We start from the raw sequence: 19,804 nt of genomic DNA on the forward strand, positions 1-19,804 counted from the left end.
TCCGCGGAGGCAGGATGATCCCATGCACCGGATCGAATTCTTCCGCTACAGCCCCGCGGACTACTGGGGCGTCCGCGTCGACGGCACGGACCTCCGGCTGACCGTCGCCGATGCCACCCGCAGCCTCCGGGAACGCGAAGCCGATGCCATGGCGGCCGAGCCGGGCGGGCGGATGACCGCGCAGGAGCGGACGGACTTCCTCGCCCGGCGCCACGGCGGCATGCGCCAGGAGGACCTCGGCGCCCCGGCCGCCTACTTCCTGGGCGAGCACGAGCCCGCGTTCCGCTGCGGTACCGAGGACGGCACCCCGGTGCTGGGCTGCTCCTGCGGCGTGTGGGAGTGCGGACCGTTGCTGGCCCGGATCACGGTGACCGCGGACACGGTGATCTGGTCCCGGTTCCGGGATCCGTACCGGCCCGCATGGGGCGAACTCCCCATCGGGCCCTACGTCTTCCCGCGCGCCGCGTACGAGACGGCACTCGCCCACCCGTTCCGGCTCGCCCACGACCCGCTGCCGGCCTGAAATCCTAGAAGGGATAGCCGGCCGGGGTGCGGCGGGCCGTGGTCCAGCGGAGTTCGGTGAAGGCGTCCAGGTTCGCCTCGCCGCCGAAGCGGGCCCCGGTGCCCGAAGCGCCGACCCCGCCGAAGGGGGCCACCGCCTCGTCGTTGACCGTCTGGTCGTTGACGTGCACGATCCCGGTCGGGATCCGGTCGGCAAGCTCCAGCCCGCGGGCGGTGTCGGCGGTGACGATGCCCAGCGACAGGCCGTACGGGCCGGCCGCCGCGAGCTCCACCGCCTCCTCCTCCGTGACGAAGGACCGTACCGGCGCCACCGGACCGAACACCTCCTCCGCATAGGCGGGGGTGTCGTCCGCGACGCCCGCGAGCACCGTCGGCCGGTAGAACAGGTCCCGGTGGGTGCCGCCGGCCACGAGTTTGGCGCCCTGCTCGGTGCTGGCCTCGACCAGGGCGTGGATCCGGTCCCGCTGAGCCCGGTCGATGACCGGGCCGAGGTGGACCTCCTCCCGGTACGGGTCCCCGACCGCCAGCGCCTCGGCCCTGGCGGCGAGCCGCTCGACGTACTCGTCGTAGAGCGAGGCATGGACCAGGTGCCGGCCGGCCGTCATACAGATCTGGCCCTGGTGGAAGAAGGAGCCCCAGGCGGCCTGGCCGACGGCAGCCTCCAGATCGGCGTCGGCGAGCACGAGGAGCGCCGAGTTGCCGCCCAACTCCAGGTGTACACGCTTGAGCTGACGGCCGGCCAGTTCGCCGACCAGGCGTCCGGTGGCCGTGGACCCGGTGAACGAGACCACCCGCACCCCGGGCTCGGTGACGACCGCCCGCCCGGTGTCGGCACCGCCGGGCAGCACGTGCAGCAGCCCGTCCGGGAGCCCGGCCGCCGCGAACACCTCGGCGAGCGCCAGGCCGCCGCAGACGGCCGTCCGCCGGTCCGGCTTGAGCAGCACCGCATTGCCGAGGGCGAGGGCGGGTGCGACCGAGCGGATCGCCAGGATGAGCGGCGCGTTGAAGGGGGCGATCACCCCGACCAGCCCGGCCGGCACCCGCCGGGTGTACGAGAGCCTGGGCGCCTCGCTCGGCAGCACCTGGCCGGCCGGGCGGGAGGCGAGGGCCGCCGCCTCATAGCACTCCTGGGCGGCCACGTGCAGCTCGAAGTCGGCCTTGCCGGGTATCGAGCCCGACTCCCGCACCAGCCAACCCCGCAGCTCCTGGGCGTGCTCGGCGAACACGTCGCCGGCCCGGCGCAGCACCGCGGCCCGCTCGAGGTGGGTGGCCCGCGCCCAGCCGGCCTGCGCGGCCCGGGCCCGTACGGCGGCCTCGGTGACATCGGCCGGGGCGGCGAGCCGGAGGGTGGCGAGGGTCCGCCCGGTCGCGGGTTCGACCACCGGGGCCGTGCCGCCGGTCAGCATCGGTCCGTCCTGCCAGATCGTCGGGTCGAGAAGCGGCATGGCTGTGCCTCCGGGGGCGGGGGTGGCTGGGGGCAGGGGGGTGGGCAGAGGTCATGCTAGCCAGCCGGGCATACCAACACTGTTGAGTTATAGGGCAGTTGACGCGGTCGATGACCGGAAACGATCGGCCGGACCGCCCGGATCGATCGGACCGCTCGGACCCATCGGACAGTTCGGGGACCGCTCAGCGTTCGAGGACGAGGGCGATGCCCTGACCGACGCCGATGCAGAGCGCGGCGAGCCCGGTGCCCGAGCCGGCCGCCGCCAGCTGATGGGCCACCGACCCGGCCAGCCGCGCCCCGGAGGCCCCGAGCGGGTGCCCGAGGGCGATGGCACCTCCGCGCGGGTTGACCACCGCCGGGTCCAGCTCCGGCCAGGCCGCCAGACAGCCCAGCGCCTGGGCGGCGAACGCCTCGTTCAGCTCGAAGGCCGTCAGGTCGCCGAAGCCGCGGCCGGCCTTGGCGAGCGCCCGCTGGACCGCGTCCACCGGGCCCAGGCCGAACAGCTGCGGCTCGATGCCGGTCACCGCGGAGGTACGGATCCGTGCCAGCGGCTCGCGGCCGACGGCTGCCAGCCCGGCCTCGTCGGTCAGCAGCAGGGCGGCGGCGCCGTCGTTGAGCGGGGAGGCGTTCCCGGCGGTCACCGTGCCGGTGCCGTCCGTACGGAAGACCGGCTTGAGCCGGCCCAGCGCCTCCGTGGTGGAACCCTCCCGGATGCATTCGTCACGCACCAGGTCCACGCCCGGGTACGGAACCACCTCGCCGTCGTACTGCCCGGCGGCCCAGGCCGCAGCGGCCTTGTGGTGGCTGTCCAGGGCGAACAGGTCCTGTGCCTCGCGGGTGATGCCGTGCTTCTCCGCGATCAGCTCGGCCCCCTCGCCGAGGGCGACGGTCCACTCCTCGGGCATCCGCGGATTGGTCATCCGCCAGCCCAGGGTGGTGGACCACATCTGCTGATGCCCGGCGGGGAAGCCCCGCTCGGGCTTCTGCACCACCCAGGGGGCGCGGCTCATGGACTCGACCCCGCCGGCGATGGCCACCGAGGCATCGCCGAGCGCGATGGCCCGGGCGGCCTGGACGACGGCCTCCAGACCGGAACCGCAGAGCCGGTTGACGGTGACACCGGGCACCGTGACCGGCAGCCCGGCGAGCAGCACGGCCATCCGGGCGACATCCCGGTTGTCCTCGCCCGCCCCGTTGGCGTCGCCGAAGACCACGTCGTCGATCCGGGCCGGATCGAGGGCGGGGGTGCGGTCGACGAGGGCACGGACCACGTGCGCGGCGAGATCGTCGGGCCGGATCCCGGACAGCGCCCCGCCGAACTTTCCGATCGGGGTGCGGACGGCGTCGACGACGTACACGTCGCGGATGGACGGCATGGATGTCTCCTGTATCGGGGATGCGCCGTGCGGGGCGCGCCGTCCGCAGTCTCCGCCCGGCGATCACGGCGTGTCAACGACAGAGCGAGTGAGCCGAGCTCCGGGAAGACGGGATCAGCGGGATCAGCGGGATCAGGTGGAGTCGCGGGGGATCGCCTGCGCCGACATCAGGTCGTGGTGTTCCACCGCGTCGGCGGCCTCCCGGACCACCCGGTCCACCAGCGCGGCCAGCCGGTCCCCGCCCGGCATCTCGATCCGTACGGTGCTCAGCCGCGGGCGCAGCAGCCGGCCCAGCAGCAGATCGTCCGCACCGATCACCGCCACGTCCTCGGGGATCCGCAGCCCCTCGTCCTGCAGGGCCCTCATCAGCAGCATCGCGTACTCGTCGTTGTACGCGTACACCGCGTCCAGGCCGAGCCGACGCCAGCGGGCGGCCAGCGCGCCCGCCGACTCCTCCGTGTAGCCCATCGGCAGTGGTTCGATCAGCGCGCCGCCCGGCACCCTGTCCGCCGCGGCCCGCGCGCCCGCCAGCCGCGGGGCGGAGAACAGCTCCAGACCCTCCTCGTCGGGGACCACCACCCCGATCCGGCGGTGGCCGCGCTCCAGCAGGTGGGCCGCGGCCCGGGTGCCGACCTCCTTCTGGTCCATCAGCAGCGCGTGCGCGCCCGGCACCCCGACCGGGCCCAGGGTGAGCACCGCGCGGGCGCCGGCCCGTTTGAGGGTGGCCACGTTCCGGGCTGTGAGGGTGATCTCGCCGAGCGAGATCACCGCGACCGGCCGCAGTTCGGCCCAGGCCCGGGCGGCCTGGTCCCCGCTGAGACCCAGGCTGCCGTACTGGACCACGGTGTAGTCGAGGCGGCGCAGCGCCCCCTGGAGTTCGCTCAGGAACCGGCTGTAGAGCGGGCCCACCGGCACGTGCGAGGTGGGCAGCAGGACGATCCGGGTGTGGCCGGCCCGCAGGCTGCGCGCGGCGGCATGGGGGACGTACCCCAGCTCCTCGGCGGCCTCGCGGACCTTACGGCGGGTGGGCTCGCTGATGCGGACCGCTTCCGCGTTGTTGAGGACGTACGACACCGTTGCGCGCGAGACGCCCGCGAGGCGGGCGACGTCGGCGCTGGTGGGGACGGGTGCCGAGGACGGGGCCGGCGGCTCGGCCGACTCGGGCGGCTCGGGCGGCTCGGGCAGCTCGGCCGGCTCGGGCAGGGGCGACTCGGGCGCGGGCGACTTCGGAGACTGAGACTTCATTGCCGAGGCATCCTTCCAGACCGGTCGCGTCCGGGGGCTGGCGGATGGCCGGAAACGAGTGCTAAACACTGGTTACACGTTTCATTGACACGTGTAACCCATCTGACGTCAGTCACCCCTCCCCCACATTCCGAAGCAGAACCCGCCCTGCCCAGGAGGCCACCGTGGCCCTTCCGTCTCCCCCTCCCTCTCCCGCTCCCGCCTTGAGCGCCCCTGCTGCCCCCACCACTCCCGGACGCGGCCTGCTCCCGCTGCTGCTCGTCGGCAACACCGCGATGTACGCCCTGTACGTCGGCGTCGCCGGAGTCCTCCTCGCGCTCCAGGTCGAGGACATCGACCCGGACCGCAAGGTCGCCAACTTCGGCCTGATCGCGGGGGTCTCCGCCATCTTCGCCACCGTGTTCAACCCGGTGGCCGGCGCCCTGTCCGACCGCAGCGGTCGGCGCAACCCCTGGATCCTCGGCGGCGGTCTGGCCGCCGTCCCGGCGATGTTCCTGCTCGGCCTCGCCGACACCGTCCTGCTGATCACCATTGCCTGGTGCCTCGGACAGGCCGTGATGAACGTCTACCAGGCCGCCATCACCTCGGTGGTCCCCGACCGGGTGCCGGTGGGCGCCCGCGGCAAGGCCTCGGCGGCCGTCGGACTGGGCCTGCCGTTCGGCTCCGTGCTCGGCGCGCTGCTCGGCGCCGCCTTCTCCGAGAACCACCGCACCGGATATCTCCTCTTCGGCGCCCTCGTGGCGGGCGCGGCCGTCCTGTTCACGGTGTGCACCCGCGAGGAGCGACTGCCGGCCCGCGCAGCCCTGCCGGTCAAGGCCCAACTGGCCGCCTTCGCGAGTGCGCTGCGGGACCACGACTTCCGATGGGCCTTTATCGGGCGGGCTTTGCTGGTACTCGGCTACTTCGCGGTGAGCGGGTACCAGCTCTACATCCTCCAGGACCACACCGTGCTGCCCGCGGGCATGGAGCCCGAGGAGGCGGTGGCCGTTCTGATGCCGCTGACCAGCCTCGCCATGGTGGTCTCGACGGTTCTCGGTGGCTGGCTCTCCGACCGGTTCGACCGGCGCAAGCTCTTCGTCGGCGCCTCCGCCCTGCTGTCCGCCCTCGCCCTGCTGATCCCTGCCCTGTCCTCGAGCTGGACCGCGATCCTCGTCTTTGCCGTCGTCAACGGCCTGGGTTTCGGCTGCTATATGGCGGTGGACACGGCGCTGGTGACGATGGTGCTGCCGAAGGCGGAGGACGCGGCCCGGGACATGGGCGTGCTGAACATCGCCAACGCCGGTCCGCAGATCGTCGCCCCGTTCATCGCCTCGCTGATCGTGTCCGTCAGCGGCGGCTACACCACGCTGTTCATCCTGGCCGCGGCGCTATCGGTGGCCGGAGCCCTGGCGGTCAGACCGATCCGCGGCGTGCGCTGACCGCCCCCATCCCTGTCCCCGTCCCCGTCCCCAACCCCGACTTGTATCGACGTACCGGAACCCGGAAACGAAAGAGGAAGCACCGTGCTGCTGCACACCCACACCTGGGGCGAGGGCGACCGCATCGCCCTGCTGATCCACGGCATCATGGCCGACCACCGCACCTGGCGACGGGTCGGCCCGGCCCTTGCGGAGCGCGGATACCGGGTGATTGCCGTCGATCTGCGCGGTCACGGCGAGAGCGGGCGGGGCGAGTACAGCCCACAACTCTTCGCGGACGACCTGGTGGAGACCCTGCCCGCCGGCGCGGAACTCGCCATCGGCCACTCGCTCGGCGGCCTGACCCTGTCCCTGGCCGTGGACCGGCTGAAGCCGCTGCGCGCGGTGTTCTCCGACCCGGCGTGGCATCTGGCCTCCTCCGAGGAGGGTTTCGGGCCGGAGACGTTCGCACAGTTCAAAACGGCTTCGAAGGAAGAGATCCAGGCGATGAACCCGCGCTGGGAGGAAGCGGACGTCGATATCGAGCTGGAGACCCTGGCGGCCTGGGACGAGTCCACTGCGCTCAGCCTGGGCCCGCTGTTCGGCACCGACCTGCTGCCTGCGGCGCCGGTGGTGCCGTCGCTGGTCCAGCTCGCCGACCCGAGCTTCCTGATATCCGCGGAGCGGGCCGCGCTCCTCGCCGACCGGGGTTTCGAGGTCCGGCTGGTGGCGGGCGCCGGACACACCATCCACCGGGACGACTTCGAGGGCTTCATGGTCTCGCTGAACGGATGGATCTGATCAGGCTCTAGCAGGCACCGATTCCTCCCCGTTACTGTCCCCCTTACTGACGAGTAACGGGGAGGTCCGATGTCCGCAGGCCCGGTGTCCACAGGTCCGGTATCGACCGGACAGGTATCGAACGCACCGCAGCCCCCCGGGCTGGTCGCCACCGCGCGCCTGCTCGCCGAAGGCGCCGTCTCCTCAAGGCAGTTGACGGAAGAGTCGCTCCGGCGGATCGCCGCCTCGCAGCCGGAGCTCAACGCCTTCCGGGTGGTGCGCGGCGAGGCCGCGCTCGCCGAAGCGGACGCGGCGGACCGGCGGCTGGCGGCCGGCGAGCGGCTGCCGCTGCTGGGCGTACCACTGGCCGTCAAGGACGACATGGACGTGGCGGGCGAATCGACTGCGTTCGGATGCGCGGGGGACTTCCCGCCCAAGTCCGCCGACAGCGAGGCGGTCCGGCGCCTCCGGGCCGCGGGCGCGGTCATCGTCGGCAAGACGACCTCGCCCGAGCTCGGACAATGGCCCTTCACCGAAGGTCCGGCCTTCGGCGACACCCGCAATCCGTGGCACACCGGCTATACGCCCGGCGGTTCCTCCGGCGGCTCGGCGGCGGCCGTGGCGGCCGGCTTGGTGCCGGCGGCACTGGGCTCGGACGGGGCGGGCTCGGTCCGTATCCCTGCTGCCTGGACCCATCTGGTGGGCATCAAGCCCCAGCGCGGGCGGATATCCACCTGGCCGGACCCGGAGTCCTTCCGCGGCCTCACGGTCAACGGGGTCCTCGCCCGTACGGTCGCGGACGCGGCGCTGCTGCTCGACGCCGCGAGCGGGCCGCACCCGGAGGACCTCCACCGGCCGGCCCCGATCTCGGCGGTGACGGCCGCGGCGGGCGGTCCGCCCCGGCGGCTGCGCATCGCGCTGTCCTTCGGCATGGCGTTTACCGCCACTCCGAAGTCCCTTGACCCTGTGGTCCGTTCGGCCGTGGAACGGCTGGCGGGCCGGCTGGAGGCGCTGGGCCACGAGGTGATCCCGGAGGATCCCCGGTACGGCCAGATCGGCCTCACGTTCGTCCCGCGCGCGACGAGCGGCGTCCGCGAGTGGGCGGACCGCGTCCCGGACCCGGCGCTGCTGGACCCGCGGACGCACGAGGCGGTGCGTACGGGCCGCCTGCTGGGCGGCCTGGCCCTCCGGGCAGCCCGCCGGGCCGAGCCGCTGCTGCAGCGCCGCATCGGCGAGATCTTCGGCCGCTTCGACGTGGTCCTCACCCCCACGACGGCTACGCCGCCCCTGCCGATCGGAGCGCTGTCGGGGCTGGGCGCGCTGGCCACGGACAGGGCGATGATCGCGGCTTGCCCGTACGCCTGGACGTGGAACGTCCTGGGCTGGCCGGGGGTGAACGTCCCGGCCGGCTTCACCGAGCAGGGCCTCCCCCTGGGCGCCCAACTCCTGGGCCCGGCACACTCGGAACCCCTGCTGATCGCGCTGGCCGCACAACTGGAGGCGGAGGAACGCTGGGCTGACCGGTGGCCGGGCGGGGTGTCGTAGGGGGTCTTCCCCTGGGCGGGAGCGAGGGGGCGCGGGGTGCCCCGGGGGCTGCCCGTCAGTCCTCAGTGTCCTTCCGTGCCCGTCCGCCCTGTCGGGCGGACAACTCCGAACCGGCGAACCCAGAACCCACCAGTCAGGGCGGAACCCCAGGAACGCACCAGATCGCTACGCGCTCCACCCGTCTCAGCGTCCCCAGACCGCCTATGCCCGGACATAGACCGCCAACGACCACTACGCGCTGCGGCCGTCTCAGCGGCCCAAGACCGCCCGTGGTTGGACAACGACCCGCCCTCGCGGGCGGAGACTTCCGATCCGGCGGAGCCGGGACCCAATTGGCGGGGCGGACCAGGAGGTCGGTCGTCTCGGGTGTGCAGCCGGCCAGCTCGAACGTGAGCCAACTGGCTCGCGAGCTCGGTATCAGCCGGGCCCTGCTGCAGGTGCACCTGCGCAAGCTGGAGAGCGCAGGCCTGGTCTCATCCACGCTGGAGCTCTCAGAGGACGGCAAGGCGATGAAGTACTACGAAGTCGTGCCCTTCGCGTTGAACCTGACTCCAGGCAGCCTCATCGCGCTTGCCGAGACGATCACCATCGCCACCGACGAAGAGGCCGGCCAGGCCCAGGGGGAAAGTTGAACCACATCTACGGCCTGGACGGCATCATTCTCACGCTGGGCGGCCTACTGCTGCTCACACCCGTGATCATCGTGGCCCTGCGCCAGCGCGGCAAGACGCAGCGCGCCGAGGCTGTCCTCGCCCGCGAGCAGGAATATCGGCGGCTCACCGAAATGGCCCTGACGACACAGGAACTGACGGACCAGAAGCTGCTGCTGATCTCGACACAGCTCGCCGACATGCGAACGCGCGTCGAGTCCATGGAACGCATCCTCAAGGACGTCGAGTAACCGAGGCCGAGCATCAGCCTCTCACCACCCGCGCCCCTGCCTTTCAATCAAACCTGAGGAAACGACCATGTACTCGAAGCGAGCCAGCGACAAACCCGGACGCCTTCTCCTGGCCGCCGTATCCGTCGCCCTCGCCGGCACGGCACTCACGGCCTGTAACGCCAAAACCACAGTGGAGGAGTCGCAGTACCAGGTCGACGACCATGTGACCTCCCTCCGCATCAAGACGAACGGCGGGAACGTCGAAGTGGTTACCGCCGACAGCTCCGCCGTCAGCGTCACCGAAAGGTTCGAGTACGCGGACGAGAAGCCGCGTACCGAACACTCCGTACGCAACGGTGAGCTCTCACTCAACGCTCCCGGCTGCGCGGACAGCGAATGCGTTGTCAACTACACCGTGGCGGTCCCGCGCGACACCAACTTGTCCATGGACACGGGAGGCGGGGACATCATCGTGCACGGTCTGTCCGGGGCCATGGACGCGAAGACGGGCGGTGGCAACGTCCGGATCAGAGAGTCCGCCACGAAGAAACTTGCTCCGCACACACGGGCGGCGGCAACCTCGACGCCTCCTTCACCGCGACGCCAGAACAGGTCGAGGCCGAGTCGGAAGGCGGCAACATCACGGTGCGACTACCCGAAGGAACCTACGCAGTGGATGCCAAGAGCGACGGCGGCGACCGTGAACTGGGCATCGCCAGCGATCCGTCCTCCTCACGCAAGGTCAAGGCGCACACGGGTGGCGGAAACGTCACCATCGTCACCACCAGCTGAGATCAGGTTGGCTTGCGCCACACAGAGATGTGCTTCGCGGAGTCCTGGGTGAACGGAGCCTCGCCCCAGTCCGCGACGCGACGTTCCAGCTCGAGCCCAGCGATCCGTGCCATCAGGTCGAGCTCTGCCGGCCAGGCGTACCGGTGCCGGGAGTTCTCGCGGCGGTAGTGGCCGTCATCGCCGTCGCGGGTGAAGTGGTGTGAGACGAGAATCTGCTCGACCAGGTCGAAGGTGTCGAAGCCGAGATGCTGCTCGGAGACATCGAACGGCACCGCGACCTGGCCGGGCGGCAGGAGCCGCAGCGGCGGCACACCCAGCTCGATGACGAATCGGCCACCGGGCTCCAGATGACGTGCGGCGTTGCGGAAGCACTCGACCTGCTCGTCCTGCGTGAGCAGGTTCGTGATGGTGTTGTAGACGAGATAGACCAGCGAGAACTCACCGGGAACGACGGTGGTGGCCATGTCCCCGATGACCACCGGGAGCGTGTCCTCGTCGACCTTGCGCCGCAGCACCGCTGCCATGTGCTCGGACAGTTCGATGCCGACGACCGGCACGCCGCGTTCCCGGAGCGGGACTCCCACTCGTCCGGTTCCGATGGCGAACTCCAGTGCCCGGCCGCCTCCGGCGAGCTCGGCGAGGAAGGCGAGGGTCGGTTCGAGAACGGCAGCCGAGGACGCTTCGGTCTCCTCGGCGTCGTAGCGGTCGGCGGTCGCACGGGTCCACAGTTCACTGCTCGTCACGGACGGCCACTTTGCCGGGCGCCCAGAGACTCTGTCGACGCATTTACGTTCTCCACCCTTGGAGATATCGCCTGGTGCGGGGACCGGATCTGGCGCGGGAGGTTAAGACGTATCCATCATGACAGGTCAGAGCACGTTTTCGTAGGACCAAGCGCACAGCCGAATGCCCTTGTTTGGGTACCCGTGCGGCTTTCAGAATCACCGTCATGAATCACTCGGAGAACATCAATCACGACGCGGTCCTGCGAGCACGGGTGGCCCTCCTCGGCTCCGAGGCTCTGCCGGTCAGGCAGCGGGTCGCCGCCTACCGCGTTCTCGCCCAGGTGAGCCCTTTGGCGTATCTGCCCCGACTGGCGACCGCATTGGTGGACTTCAGCACTCAGGAGTTCGCCCACGAGCCGGCCATAGCCCTGGCCCTCCGGGCCGAGGCCGTCGCCGCTGCACGTCTCATGTGCACCATGGAGCCCGAACGTTCAGCACTCCTCGTCCGCACTCTGAATCACTACCGCCAGCAGTTGGCCCGCATGGACCGTCACGCCGAAGTCCGGGCGATCGAAGAGGAGATCGCTCTCCTCTTCGGCCACCGCTGAAGCGTCTACCACCGCCCGGGCGCGCAGCGATCTGGTGCGCGTCCTGGGGCTCCGCCCCGCCAATTGGTCCCCGGCTTCGCCGGGATGGAGCTGTCCGCCCGCGAGGGCGGGCCTTTGTTCAGCCGCAGCCGGTCTTGGGCCGCTGAGACGGCCGGAGGGCGTGGCGGTGGTTGGCGTTCTGCGTCCGGCCCCGTCCGGCCCGCCTGCCGCCTCACTGCCGGGACGCGTAATAGTCCGTGGCGGCCTTTGTCCGGCCACAGGCGGTCTGGCGACGCTGAGACGGGTGGAGCGCGTAGCGATCTGGTGCGCGCCCCTGGGGCTCAGCCCCGCCACCTGGTCCCGGCTTCGCCGGATCGGAACTCCCCGCCTGCAAGGCGGGGAGTTGACCGGCCACAGCAGGTCTCAGGACGCTGAGACGGGTGGAGCGCGTAGCGATCTGGTGCGTTCCTGGGGCTCCGACCCGCCCGATGGGCTCCGGCTTCGCTCGGCCGGGGCTCTCCGCCCGACAGGGCGGCCGGGCGGGCGGGAGCCAAGGCCCAGCCTCCCTGCTGGGCCGCATCGTGCACAGGCCCCCTATACCGTCCCTCCCCCGGGGGCCGCCCGACAGTCCTTGTCTTTCCGGGGGCGGCCGTCCTGTCAAGGGTGGAGCGCAGCGGAATCGCGGAGCGACGCGACGAAGGAGCGCCCTTGACAGGGCGGACGGGCACGGAAGGACACTGAGGACTGACGGGCAGCCCCCGGGCACCCCGCACCCCCGCGCTCCCGCCCAAGAGGAAACATCCAACCCCCGGCCCCGCCCCACCGGCGTAGCCTGCTCGAATGACAGCACCCTCACACTCTCGCCCCGCCCAGCCCGGTCAACCCGCCCAGCCCGGCCGGGATGGCCACGGGGCTACCGTCGAGGCCGATCCGTACGCCGTCGGGCGTGTGCAGACCTCCTACGCGCCCGATCCCGACGGAGACCCCGACCCCGGGGAAATCGTCTGGACTTGGGTCCCGTACGAGGAAAACGACGGGCGCGGCAAGGACCGGCCCGTGCTCGTCGTGGCCCGGGAAGCGGCGGACGGGAGCACGCTGCTCGCCGTACAGCTCTCCAGCAAGCGGCACGACCACGACCGGGAGTGGGTCCCGATCGGCACCGGGCCCTGGGACAGCGCAGGCCGGGAGTCCTGGGTGGATGTGGACCGGATCCTGCGGGTCCACGAGGCGGGCATGCGACGGGAAGCCTGTGCGCTGGACCGGGGCCGGTTCCAGCTCGTGGTCAACCGACTGCGCGAGCGCTACGGCTGGCGGTAGGCCCCCAACCTGCCCCCGCCTTACCCCCGCCATGCCCGCGATAAACCCTCCCTAAGCCCCCACCCCGAACGCCTCCTCGAACGCCCGCCGCGGCCCCGGCGCGCGGTCCAGGATCGCGAAGACGACACGCTCGAACACGCCCGCGAACCGCCCATCGCCCATGAGCAGGTCCCGGAACGCCCCGGCCACCTCGGCCGGGTCGTTCTGGAACACCCCGCACCCCCAGGCCCCGAGCACCAGCTGCGGGTACGCGTGCAGGGCAGCCGTTTCCAGGACGCGCTCCGCGCGGCGGGCCAGGGCGGCCGGGATCTCGTGGGCCCGGCCCGGTTCCAGGCGGCGGATGGTGCCCGCGTTGGGGGCCGGCGAGGTCAGGAAGCCCGCCCGGAAGGGGGTCTCCAGCAGCTCACCGCGGTCGTCGCGGAAAACCGGTACCCCCGGGGAGTGAATCACCCGGTCGGTGTAGAAGGTGCTGCGCAGCGCGCGGTGCGCGGTGTAGTACTCCGGCGCCTCCAGCAGGGTCTCGTACAGGGCCGAGGCGCGGCACAACGCTTCCTCCTGGGCCTTGGCCCCGCGGACGTATCCGCCGCCCGGATTCCGGGCCGAGGCGAAGTTGAGGACGGCCACCGGGCCGTCGGCCGCGAGCCTGCGGGCGGCGACCGTACTGCTCTCCCCCGTGACCTCCACGGAGGTGTCGAAAGGAGCAGCCAGAGGACGCTCGCCTGGAATGACCGGGTTTGGCCCGTATATCCTGGTTCCTGCCTTGGCTTCCGCCACGGCGACGGCGAGGGAAACCTCCCGCCCCGTTCGCGTCCGGTACGTCCCGGTCGCCACGATTCCCGCATTCTCCTGCGCTATTGCGCGCAACCTTCCGCTCATCCCGCAATCCTCGAGATCCGGTCCAGGTGCGGCAATCGAATATTTCCCGCGATCGCCACGAACACACGATTCGCGGTCCGAAACGGACGGGTAGGCACGGGTGACCTCACGGTGTACGACGGGAGATAAGGATCCGGTCATGCCACAGGACTCACCCCCTCCGCACTCACCACCTCCACGCAACCCCGGTGACCCGCAGCATCCCCACGACCTCACCGAGATCGAGGCCGAGGATCTGGTGCGCGGTGTCTGCTTCAAGACCGGGCCGCCCCGGCTCGTCGGTGCCGAGCTCGAATGGCTCGTGCTCGATGCCGAGCAGCCCGATCGGCCGCTGCCGGCCGAGCGGCTCGCCGCGGCACTCGATGCCGTCGGCGCACTGCCCCTCCGGTCGCGGTTCACCGTGGAACCCGGCGGTCAGCTGGAGCTGAGTTCGGCACCCGCCGGCTCGCTCATGGAGTGCGTGGACGGCCTGCAGGCCGATCTGGACCTGGTACGCGCGGCCCTGCGCGACCGCGATCTGTTCCTGCACGGCAGCGGCCACGACCCCCGCCGCCCGCTGCGGCGGCTGCTGTGCGACAGCCCGCGCTACGAGGCCATGGAAGCCTGCCTGGACCGGACCGGGCCGGCCGGGCGGACCATGATGTGCGGGTCCGCCTCCGTGCAGGTGTGCGTGGACGCGGGGTACGAGGAGCCCGGCCCGCTCGGGCACGGGCGGCGCTGGCGGCTGGCGCACCTGCTGGGCGCGGTCCTGGTGTCGGCGTTCGCGAACTCCCCCGCCGTCGCAGGCCCGTATGCCGGCTGGCGGTGTTCCCGGCAGGGCGTGTGGGCCGACCTGGACCCGCACCGCGCGCTCGCCCCGCCGCTGGACGGCGATCCCCGCGCGGCCTGGGCCCGGCACGCCCTGGACACCGAGGTGATGTGCATCCGGCCGACGCCCGGCGCCGGTCCCGACGAGCCCGACGAACCGTGGGCGGTGCCCCAGGGGCTGACCTTCCGCGACTGGCTGCGCGGCGGCGGGCCCCGCCCGGCCACCCCGGAGGATCTGGAGTACCACCTGACCACTCTGTTCCCGCCGGTCCGGCCGCGCGGCCATCTGGAGCTGCGGATGATCGACGCGCAGCCCGGGGAGGACGGCTGGCTGGTGCCGGCCGCCGTGGTGCACGCGCTGTTCGACGATCCGGAGGCGGCCGAGACGGCGTACCGGGTGGTGAAGGTGCTGGCCGACGAGTACGGGCCGCGACCCGCTCCGCGCAATCCGCTCTGGCGGGCGGCGGCCCGCCACGGGCCGGCCGATCCGGAACTGCGGGCCGCGGGTATCGCCTGCTTCCGGGCCGCCGCCGAGGCGCTGCCCCGGCTCGGCGCCTCCGGGCACGTGCTGGACACCGTCGGGGCGTTCACCGACCGGTACGTACTGCGCGGGCGGTGTCCCGCCGATGAACCGCGCCTGCCCGTACCGCCTTTCGGGAAGGACCCGCTGACGTGAGCATCGAGGACATCGACGACACCACCGGCCCCCTCACCAACACCAACACAGGCACCGGCACCGGCACCGGCACCACCGACGACCTCCTCCGCGAGCGCGCCCACGCCGAACTCGCCGCCGCCCGGACGCGGACCGCCGGCCTCACCGATGTGGTGTCCGACCCGGACCTGACCGCCCAGCACTCCCCGCTGATGTCCCCGCTGGTCTGGGACCTCGCCCACATCGGCAACCAGGAGGAGCTGTGGCTGCTGCGGCGGGTCGAGGGGCGGGAGGCGATGCGCCCCGAGATCGATCCGCTCTACGACGCGTTCCAGCACCCCCGTTCGGAGCGCCCGAGTCTGCCGCTGCTCGGGCCCGCCGAGGCCCGCCGGTACGCCGCCGAGGTCCGCGGCCGGGTGCTCGACCTGCTGGAGCGGACCCCGCTGGAGGGGACTCCCCTGCTGGACGGCGGTTTCGCCTTCGGGATGATCGCGCAGCACGAACAGCAGCACGACGAAACGATGCTGATCACCCACCAGCTCCGCGCCGGGCCGCCGGTGCTGGCCGCGCCGGATCCCGATGCGCCCTGGGACGGAGCCGCCGGGAACGGCCTGCCGGCCCCGGAAGTCCTGGTACCCGGCGGGGTGTTCACCATGGGCACCTCCACCGAGCCATGGGCGCTGGACAACGAGCGGCCCGCCCATCCGCGGGAGACGGAGCCGTTCTTCATCGACACCGTTCCGGTCACCAATGCCGCGTTCCAGGCGTTCATCGAGGACGGCGGGTACACCGAGCCCCGCTGGTGGGCCGCCGAGGGCTGGGAGCAGGTCCGCCGGCACGGCATCGGGGCCCCGCTGTTCTGGCACCGGGAGGGCGGGCAGTGGCTCCGCCGCCGGTTCGGGGTGACGGAGCCGGTGCCCCCGGAGGAGCCGGTGCTGCATGTGAGCTGGTACGAGGCGGATGCTTGGGCCCGCTGGGCCGGCCGCCGGCTGCCCACCGAGGCGGAGTGGGAGAAGGCCGCCCGGTACCGGCCGGAGACGGGGCAGTCGGCCGGCTACCCGTGGGGCGATGCCGACCCCACCCCGGACCGCGCCAATCTGGGGCAGCGTCATCTGCGGCCGGCCCGGGCGGGCAGCTATCCGGCGGGCGCCTCGGCGCTGGGGGTGCGGCAGCTGATCGGGGACGTGTGGGAGTGGACGGCGAGCGACTTCCTGCCCTATCCGGGGTTCCGGGCCTTCCCGTACCGGGAGTACTCGGAGGTGTTCTTCGGTCCGGCCCACAAGGTGCTGCGCGGCGGCTCGTTCGCGGTGGCCCCGGCGGCCTGCCGGGGCACGTTCCGCAACTGGGACCTGCCCGTACGACGGCAGATCTTCTCCGGGTTCCGCACCGCGCGAGACGTCTGATGTGCCGTCATATCGCCTATGTGGGGCCGGTGATGAGGCTGGGTCGGCTGCTGTCTGATCCCGATCACTCGCTGGTACGGCAGGCCTGGGCACCGCGGCGGCAGCGGCACGGCACGATCAACGCCGACGGCTTCGGAGTGGGCTGGTACGCGCCGGGCGATCCGGTGCCGGCCCGTTACCGGCGGGCGGGCCCGGTGTGGGGGGATCCGACCTTCGCGGATCTGGCCCGGGTGGTGCGCAGCGAGGCCGTGCTGGCCGCCGTACGCGATGCCACCGAGGCCGGGTCGGACGGGGAGGCTGCGGCCGGGCCGTTTGCGGACGGGCGGTGGCTGTTCAGCCACAACGGTGTGCTGCGGGACTGGCCGGATGCGGTGGCGGGCCCGGACGGGCCGGCTGCCGGGCTCCCTGCGGGGGCGTTGTTGCAGCTGGCGGCGCGGACCGATTCGGCGCTGGTGTGGGCGCTGGTGCTGCACCGGCTGCGGGCGGGTGCGGAGCTGGGGGCGGCCCTGGGCGCGGCGGTGCGGGAGCTGGTCGCGGCTTCGCCGGGTTCGCGGCTGAACCTGTTGCTGACGGACGGGGTGGAGATCGCGGCGACGGCGTGGGGGGATTCGCTCTGGTACCTGGCCGAGCCGCAGGCCCCGGGGGGCGGGCGCACGGTGGTCGCGTCCGAGCCGTACGACGACGATCCGCGCTGGTGCGAGGTGCCGGACCGGAGTCTGCTGACCGCTTCCCGGACCCGGGTGGCGCTGATCCCGCTCAAGGAGAACGCCCCGTGAGTGACTACCAGTTGACCCGCCTGTTGGACGAGAGCGCCGCGGAGACGGCGCTGCGTGCGGATGTGCTGCGCGGGCTGACCCGCTCCCCCAAGGTATTGCCGCCGAAGTGGTTCTACGATGCGCGCGGCAGCGAACTCTTCGAGGAGATCACCCGGTTGCCGGAGTACTACCCGACGCGTGCGGAGCGGGAGATCCTGCTGGAGCGGGCCCGGGAGATCGCTGCGGAGAGCGGGGCGCGGACGCTGGTGGAGCTGGGGTCGGGGTCCTCGGAGAAGACCCGGCATCTGATCGAGGCGATGCCGGCGCTGGATACGTACGTACCGGTGGATGTGAGCGAGAGTGCGCTGGCCGGGGCGGCGGAGAAGCTGCTGGCGGAGCATCCGGGGCTGCGGGTGCATGCCCTGCTGGCGGACTTCACCAAGCCGCTGCACCTGCCGGACAGCCCCGGCCCCCGCCTGGTGGTGTTCCTGGGCGGCACCATCGGGAACCTGTTGCCGCCGGAGCGGGCGGAGTTCCTGCACGCGGTGCGGTCGATGCTGTCGCCCGGGGACGCCCTGCTGATGGGTACGGACCTGGTGAAGGAGGAGTCCGTGCTGGTGGCGGCGTACGACGATGCGCAGGGGGTGACGGCGGAGTTCAACCGGAACGTACTGGCGGTGATCAACCGGGAGTTGGATGCGGACTTCCGTACGGAGGATTTCACGCATGTGGCGTTGTGGGACCGGGAGCGGGAGTGGATCGAGATGCGGCTGCGGGCCCGGTCGGAGCTGAGGGTGAAGATCCGGGCCCTGGACCTGGAGGTGCCGTTCGCGGCGGGTGAGGAGATCCAGACGGAGGTGTCGGCGAAGTTCCGTCAGGACGGGGTGCGGACGGAACTGGCTGAGGCCGGGCTGGAGTTGGTCCAGTGGTGGACGGATTCGTCGGGGCGGTTCGCCTTGTCGCTGGCGGTGGCGGACGGGCCGGGGATGATGCCGTAGGCCGGGTAGGGGATGAAGGGCACTCCGGCTGCGGTGCCGACCGCGGCTTCGGCGGCTGCGGCGAGGGCCCGCCGGTCGGCGTGCCGGCCGGCCGGGATCCGCGGCAGCAGGGTGATCTCGGCGTGGATCCCGCGGGCGCGGGCGATCCGCCAGAGGGAGGTGGTGAGCGGGTCGTCGCCGACGAAGGCGGGGGCTCCGGCGGTGCGCCCGTCGGCCAGCCGGTAGGTGATGTGGAGGGGCTGTACGGGGACGCGGGCGTCCAGGGCGGCTTGGAAGGCGGCCCGGCGGAAGCGGCCCTGGGCCCGGCCGCACCAGGTGCTGCCTTCGGGGAAGACGGTGACCCGGTCGCCGTGGAGCAGGGCGCGGGTGAGGGTGGCGATGGTGTCGGGCAGGGCCCTGATCCGGTCGCGTTCGATGAAGAGGGTGCCGGCCTGTGCGGCGAGCCGGCCCAGCACCGGCCAGCGGCCGATCTCGCCCTTGGCCAGCATCCGGCTGGGCAGGGCGGCGGCGACCAGGGGGATGTCGAGCCAGGAGATGTGGTTGGCGACGAGCAGCCGGCCGCCGTCGGGGCCGGGGCTGCCGTGGACGGAGACCCGGAGGCCGAAGGCCCGCAGCAGGGCCACGGACCAGGCGCGGATCACCCGGTGGCGGGGTCCGGCCGGGAGCAGCCGGACCAGGGGGGCTGCGGGGACGGCGAGCAGGATCAGGGCGAGGACTGCGGTGAGCCGGAGCAGTGCGCGCGGGGTGCCCGCGGCCGGGCCGTGGTGGGTTGCGCAGGCCGCGGGGGTGCAGGGGGCGGTGGGCAGCCAGGTGTTCATGCGGCCGGGGCGAGGGAGAGGAAGTGCTTGAGGTAGCGGGGGTTGGTGCGGCGCAGGGAGAGCAGGACGTAGAGGTCGGCGCAGCCGAACTCGAGGTCGAGGGCCGGCTCCCCGCAGACCCAGGCGCCGAGCCGCAGGTAGCCGCGGAGCAGCGGGGGCAGTTCGATGCGTTCGGCGGGGGCCGGGAGGGCGGGGGTCCAGGGGCGGTGCGGGGTGACCCGGTATTCCTCGGGGGCGAGGTTGCGGGCGAGGACGGTCTCGCGGGTGGCGGTGGCGAGGACTCCGCCGTCGGAGAGGGGGATGGAGCAGCAGCCGGCCAGCCAGTTGTGGCCGGTGCGGTCCATGTAGCGGGCGAGGCCGGCCCAGATCAGGGCGATGACGGCGCCGTTGCGGTGGTCGGGGTGGACACAGGAGCGGCCGACCTCGACCAGGTCGGGGCGGATGGGGTCGAGGGCGGAGAGGTCGAATTCGCCGTCGGAGTAGAGGCGGCCGGCGATGGCGGCGCGCTCGGGGGGCAGCAGCCGGTAGGTGCCGACGACCTGCTCGGTCTCCTCCTCGATCACGAGCAGGTGGTCGCAGTAGGCGTCGAAGGCGTCGGAGTCCAGGCCGGGCTCGGGGCCGTCGAGGCGGGCGCCGAGCTCGCCGGCGAAGACCTGGTGGCGCAGCTTCTGGGCGGCGCGCACCTCGGCCTCGTTGCGGGCGAGCCGTACGGCGTACCGGGGGGCGACCGGGGTGACGGGCTGGACGGGGGACAGCGGGGCGATGGTCATGGCGGCTCCTGATCCGGACTCGGGAGCCAGGCCGGCGGTGGTTGGCCTGGCTCTCCTCTACTTCTTCCGTGACCGGCTGGATTCGACGTGACCGATCGGCGGCCCG

19 protein-coding genes and 1 pseudogene are annotated in these 19,804 nt (G+C 72.2%); 13 read left to right on the top strand and 7 right to left on the bottom strand.

Going from position 1 to position 19,804, the window contains the following annotated elements:
* Positions 1-22: 22 nt before the first annotated feature.
* A complete protein-coding gene (locus DEJ50_RS03770; RefSeq protein WP_150205967.1) occupies positions 23-523 on the top strand; it encodes a hypothetical protein in 501 nt (166 codons plus the stop codon).
* Positions 524-527: 4 nt separating this feature from the next.
* On the opposite strand, the gene DEJ50_RS03775 is transcribed toward DEJ50_RS03770, so the two are convergent.
* The 3 genes from DEJ50_RS03775 to DEJ50_RS03785 form a co-directional block, all read right to left on the bottom strand.
* Positions 528-1,967, bottom strand: coding sequence for an aldehyde dehydrogenase family protein (locus tag DEJ50_RS03775; protein ID WP_150205968.1), 1,440 nt, complete (start codon positions 1,965-1,967; stop codon positions 528-530).
* 184 nt (positions 1,968-2,151) lie between these two features.
* Positions 2,152-3,345, bottom strand: a complete 1,194-nt coding sequence (locus DEJ50_RS03780; RefSeq protein ID WP_150205969.1) for a thiolase family protein — start codon at positions 3,343-3,345, stop codon at positions 2,152-2,154.
* A gap of 132 nt (positions 3,346-3,477) precedes the next feature.
* The gene (locus DEJ50_RS03785; RefSeq protein ID WP_150205970.1) at positions 3,478-4,590 is read right to left on the bottom strand and encodes a LacI family DNA-binding transcriptional regulator; all 1,113 of its coding nucleotides are present in this window, start codon (positions 4,588-4,590) and stop codon (positions 3,478-3,480) included.
* Positions 4,591-4,793: 203 nt separating this feature from the next.
* Here DEJ50_RS03785 and DEJ50_RS03790 point away from each other — a divergent pair, with 203 nt between their 5' ends.
* The 6 genes from DEJ50_RS03790 (at position 4,794) to DEJ50_RS33770 (ending at position 9,987) form a co-directional block, all read left to right on the top strand.
* Positions 4,794-6,008 carry an MFS transporter gene (locus DEJ50_RS03790; protein ID WP_223837576.1) on the top strand — a complete coding sequence of 405 codons (1,215 nt, stop codon included), beginning with the start codon at positions 4,794-4,796 and terminating at the stop codon, positions 6,006-6,008.
* A gap of 84 nt (positions 6,009-6,092) precedes the next feature.
* Positions 6,093-6,788: an alpha/beta fold hydrolase gene (locus DEJ50_RS03795; RefSeq protein ID WP_150205971.1), complete on the top strand. Its 696-nt coding sequence runs from the start codon at positions 6,093-6,095 to the stop codon at positions 6,786-6,788.
* Between the two features lie 69 nt (positions 6,789-6,857).
* The gene (locus DEJ50_RS03800) at positions 6,858-8,312 is read left to right on the top strand and encodes an amidase (protein ID WP_150205972.1); all 1,455 of its coding nucleotides are present in this window, start codon (positions 6,858-6,860) and stop codon (positions 8,310-8,312) included.
* Positions 8,313-8,680: 368 nt separating this feature from the next.
* Positions 8,681-8,944 (top strand): ArsR/SmtB family transcription factor, encoded by a 264-nt coding sequence (locus DEJ50_RS35550; protein ID WP_411757572.1) that lies wholly within the window; start codon positions 8,681-8,683, stop codon positions 8,942-8,944.
* On the top strand, positions 8,941-9,213 hold the full coding sequence (locus tag DEJ50_RS03810) for a hypothetical protein (protein ID WP_223837577.1): 273 nt from the start codon (positions 8,941-8,943) through the stop codon (positions 9,211-9,213). Before DEJ50_RS35550 ends, DEJ50_RS03810 begins: the two co-directional genes overlap by 4 nt.
* Before the next feature lie 378 nt (positions 9,214-9,591).
* Entirely contained in the window at positions 9,592-9,987 is a 396-nt protein-coding gene (locus DEJ50_RS33770; RefSeq protein WP_190344256.1) for a DUF4097 family beta strand repeat-containing protein, read from the top strand.
* 2 nt (positions 9,988-9,989) lie between these two features.
* Here the strand turns inward: DEJ50_RS33770 and DEJ50_RS03815 are convergent, their stop codons facing one another.
* Positions 9,990-10,730, bottom strand: coding sequence for a class I SAM-dependent DNA methyltransferase (locus DEJ50_RS03815; protein WP_150205974.1), 741 nt, complete (start codon positions 10,728-10,730; stop codon positions 9,990-9,992).
* 206 nt (positions 10,731-10,936) lie between these two features.
* Between DEJ50_RS03815 and DEJ50_RS03820 the strand changes: the two genes are divergently transcribed.
* Both DEJ50_RS03820 and DEJ50_RS03825 read left to right on the top strand, forming a co-directional pair.
* Positions 10,937-11,320 carry a hypothetical protein gene (locus DEJ50_RS03820; RefSeq protein ID WP_150205975.1) on the top strand — a complete coding sequence of 128 codons (384 nt, stop codon included), beginning with the start codon at positions 10,937-10,939 and terminating at the stop codon, positions 11,318-11,320.
* Positions 11,321-12,139: 819 nt separating this feature from the next.
* Entirely contained in the window at positions 12,140-12,616 is a 477-nt protein-coding gene (locus tag DEJ50_RS03825; protein WP_150205976.1) for a type II toxin-antitoxin system PemK/MazF family toxin, read from the top strand.
* A gap of 51 nt (positions 12,617-12,667) precedes the next feature.
* On the opposite strand, the gene DEJ50_RS03830 is transcribed toward DEJ50_RS03825, so the two are convergent.
* Entirely contained in the window at positions 12,668-13,492 is an 825-nt protein-coding gene (locus DEJ50_RS03830) for a TIGR02452 family protein (RefSeq protein WP_150205977.1), read from the bottom strand.
* 139 nt (positions 13,493-13,631) lie between these two features.
* On the opposite strand from DEJ50_RS03830, the gene egtA reads away from it, so the two are divergent.
* From egtA to egtD, 4 genes are read left to right on the top strand one after another with little or no spacing between them, the layout of a single operon-like run.
* Positions 13,632-14,975 (top strand): ergothioneine biosynthesis glutamate--cysteine ligase EgtA, encoded by a 1,344-nt coding sequence (gene egtA, locus DEJ50_RS03835; RefSeq protein ID WP_150205978.1) that lies wholly within the window; start codon positions 13,632-13,634, stop codon positions 14,973-14,975.
* Positions 14,972-16,357: an ergothioneine biosynthesis protein EgtB gene (gene egtB / locus DEJ50_RS03840; protein WP_411757573.1), complete on the top strand. Its 1,386-nt coding sequence runs from the start codon at positions 14,972-14,974 to the stop codon at positions 16,355-16,357. The genes egtA and egtB overlap by 4 nt, the downstream gene beginning before the upstream one ends.
* Positions 16,357-17,133, top strand: a complete 777-nt coding sequence (gene egtC, locus DEJ50_RS03845; protein WP_150205979.1) for an ergothioneine biosynthesis protein EgtC — start codon at positions 16,357-16,359, stop codon at positions 17,131-17,133. Before egtB ends, egtC begins: the two co-directional genes overlap by 1 nt.
* Positions 17,130-18,110, top strand: a complete 981-nt coding sequence (gene egtD, locus DEJ50_RS03850; protein WP_150205980.1) for an L-histidine N(alpha)-methyltransferase — start codon at positions 17,130-17,132, stop codon at positions 18,108-18,110. Before egtC ends, egtD begins: the two co-directional genes overlap by 4 nt.
* A 287-nt stretch (positions 18,111-18,397) precedes the next feature.
* Here egtD and DEJ50_RS35385 read toward each other — a convergent pair.
* Together DEJ50_RS35385 and DEJ50_RS03860 are read right to left on the bottom strand one after the other, a co-directional pair.
* Positions 18,398-18,928 (bottom strand): annotated as a pseudogene (locus DEJ50_RS35385) (lysophospholipid acyltransferase family protein); the annotation flags it as partial.
* Positions 18,925-19,698: a GNAT family N-acetyltransferase gene (locus DEJ50_RS03860; protein ID WP_150205982.1), complete on the bottom strand. Its 774-nt coding sequence runs from the start codon at positions 19,696-19,698 to the stop codon at positions 18,925-18,927. The pseudogene DEJ50_RS35385 and the gene DEJ50_RS03860, both read right to left, overlap by 4 nt.
* Positions 19,699-19,804 lie beyond the last annotated feature (106 nt).

The organism is Streptomyces venezuelae, from assembly GCF_008642295.1.
Classification (GTDB): domain Bacteria; phylum Actinomycetota; class Actinomycetes; order Streptomycetales; family Streptomycetaceae; genus Streptomyces; species Streptomyces venezuelae_C.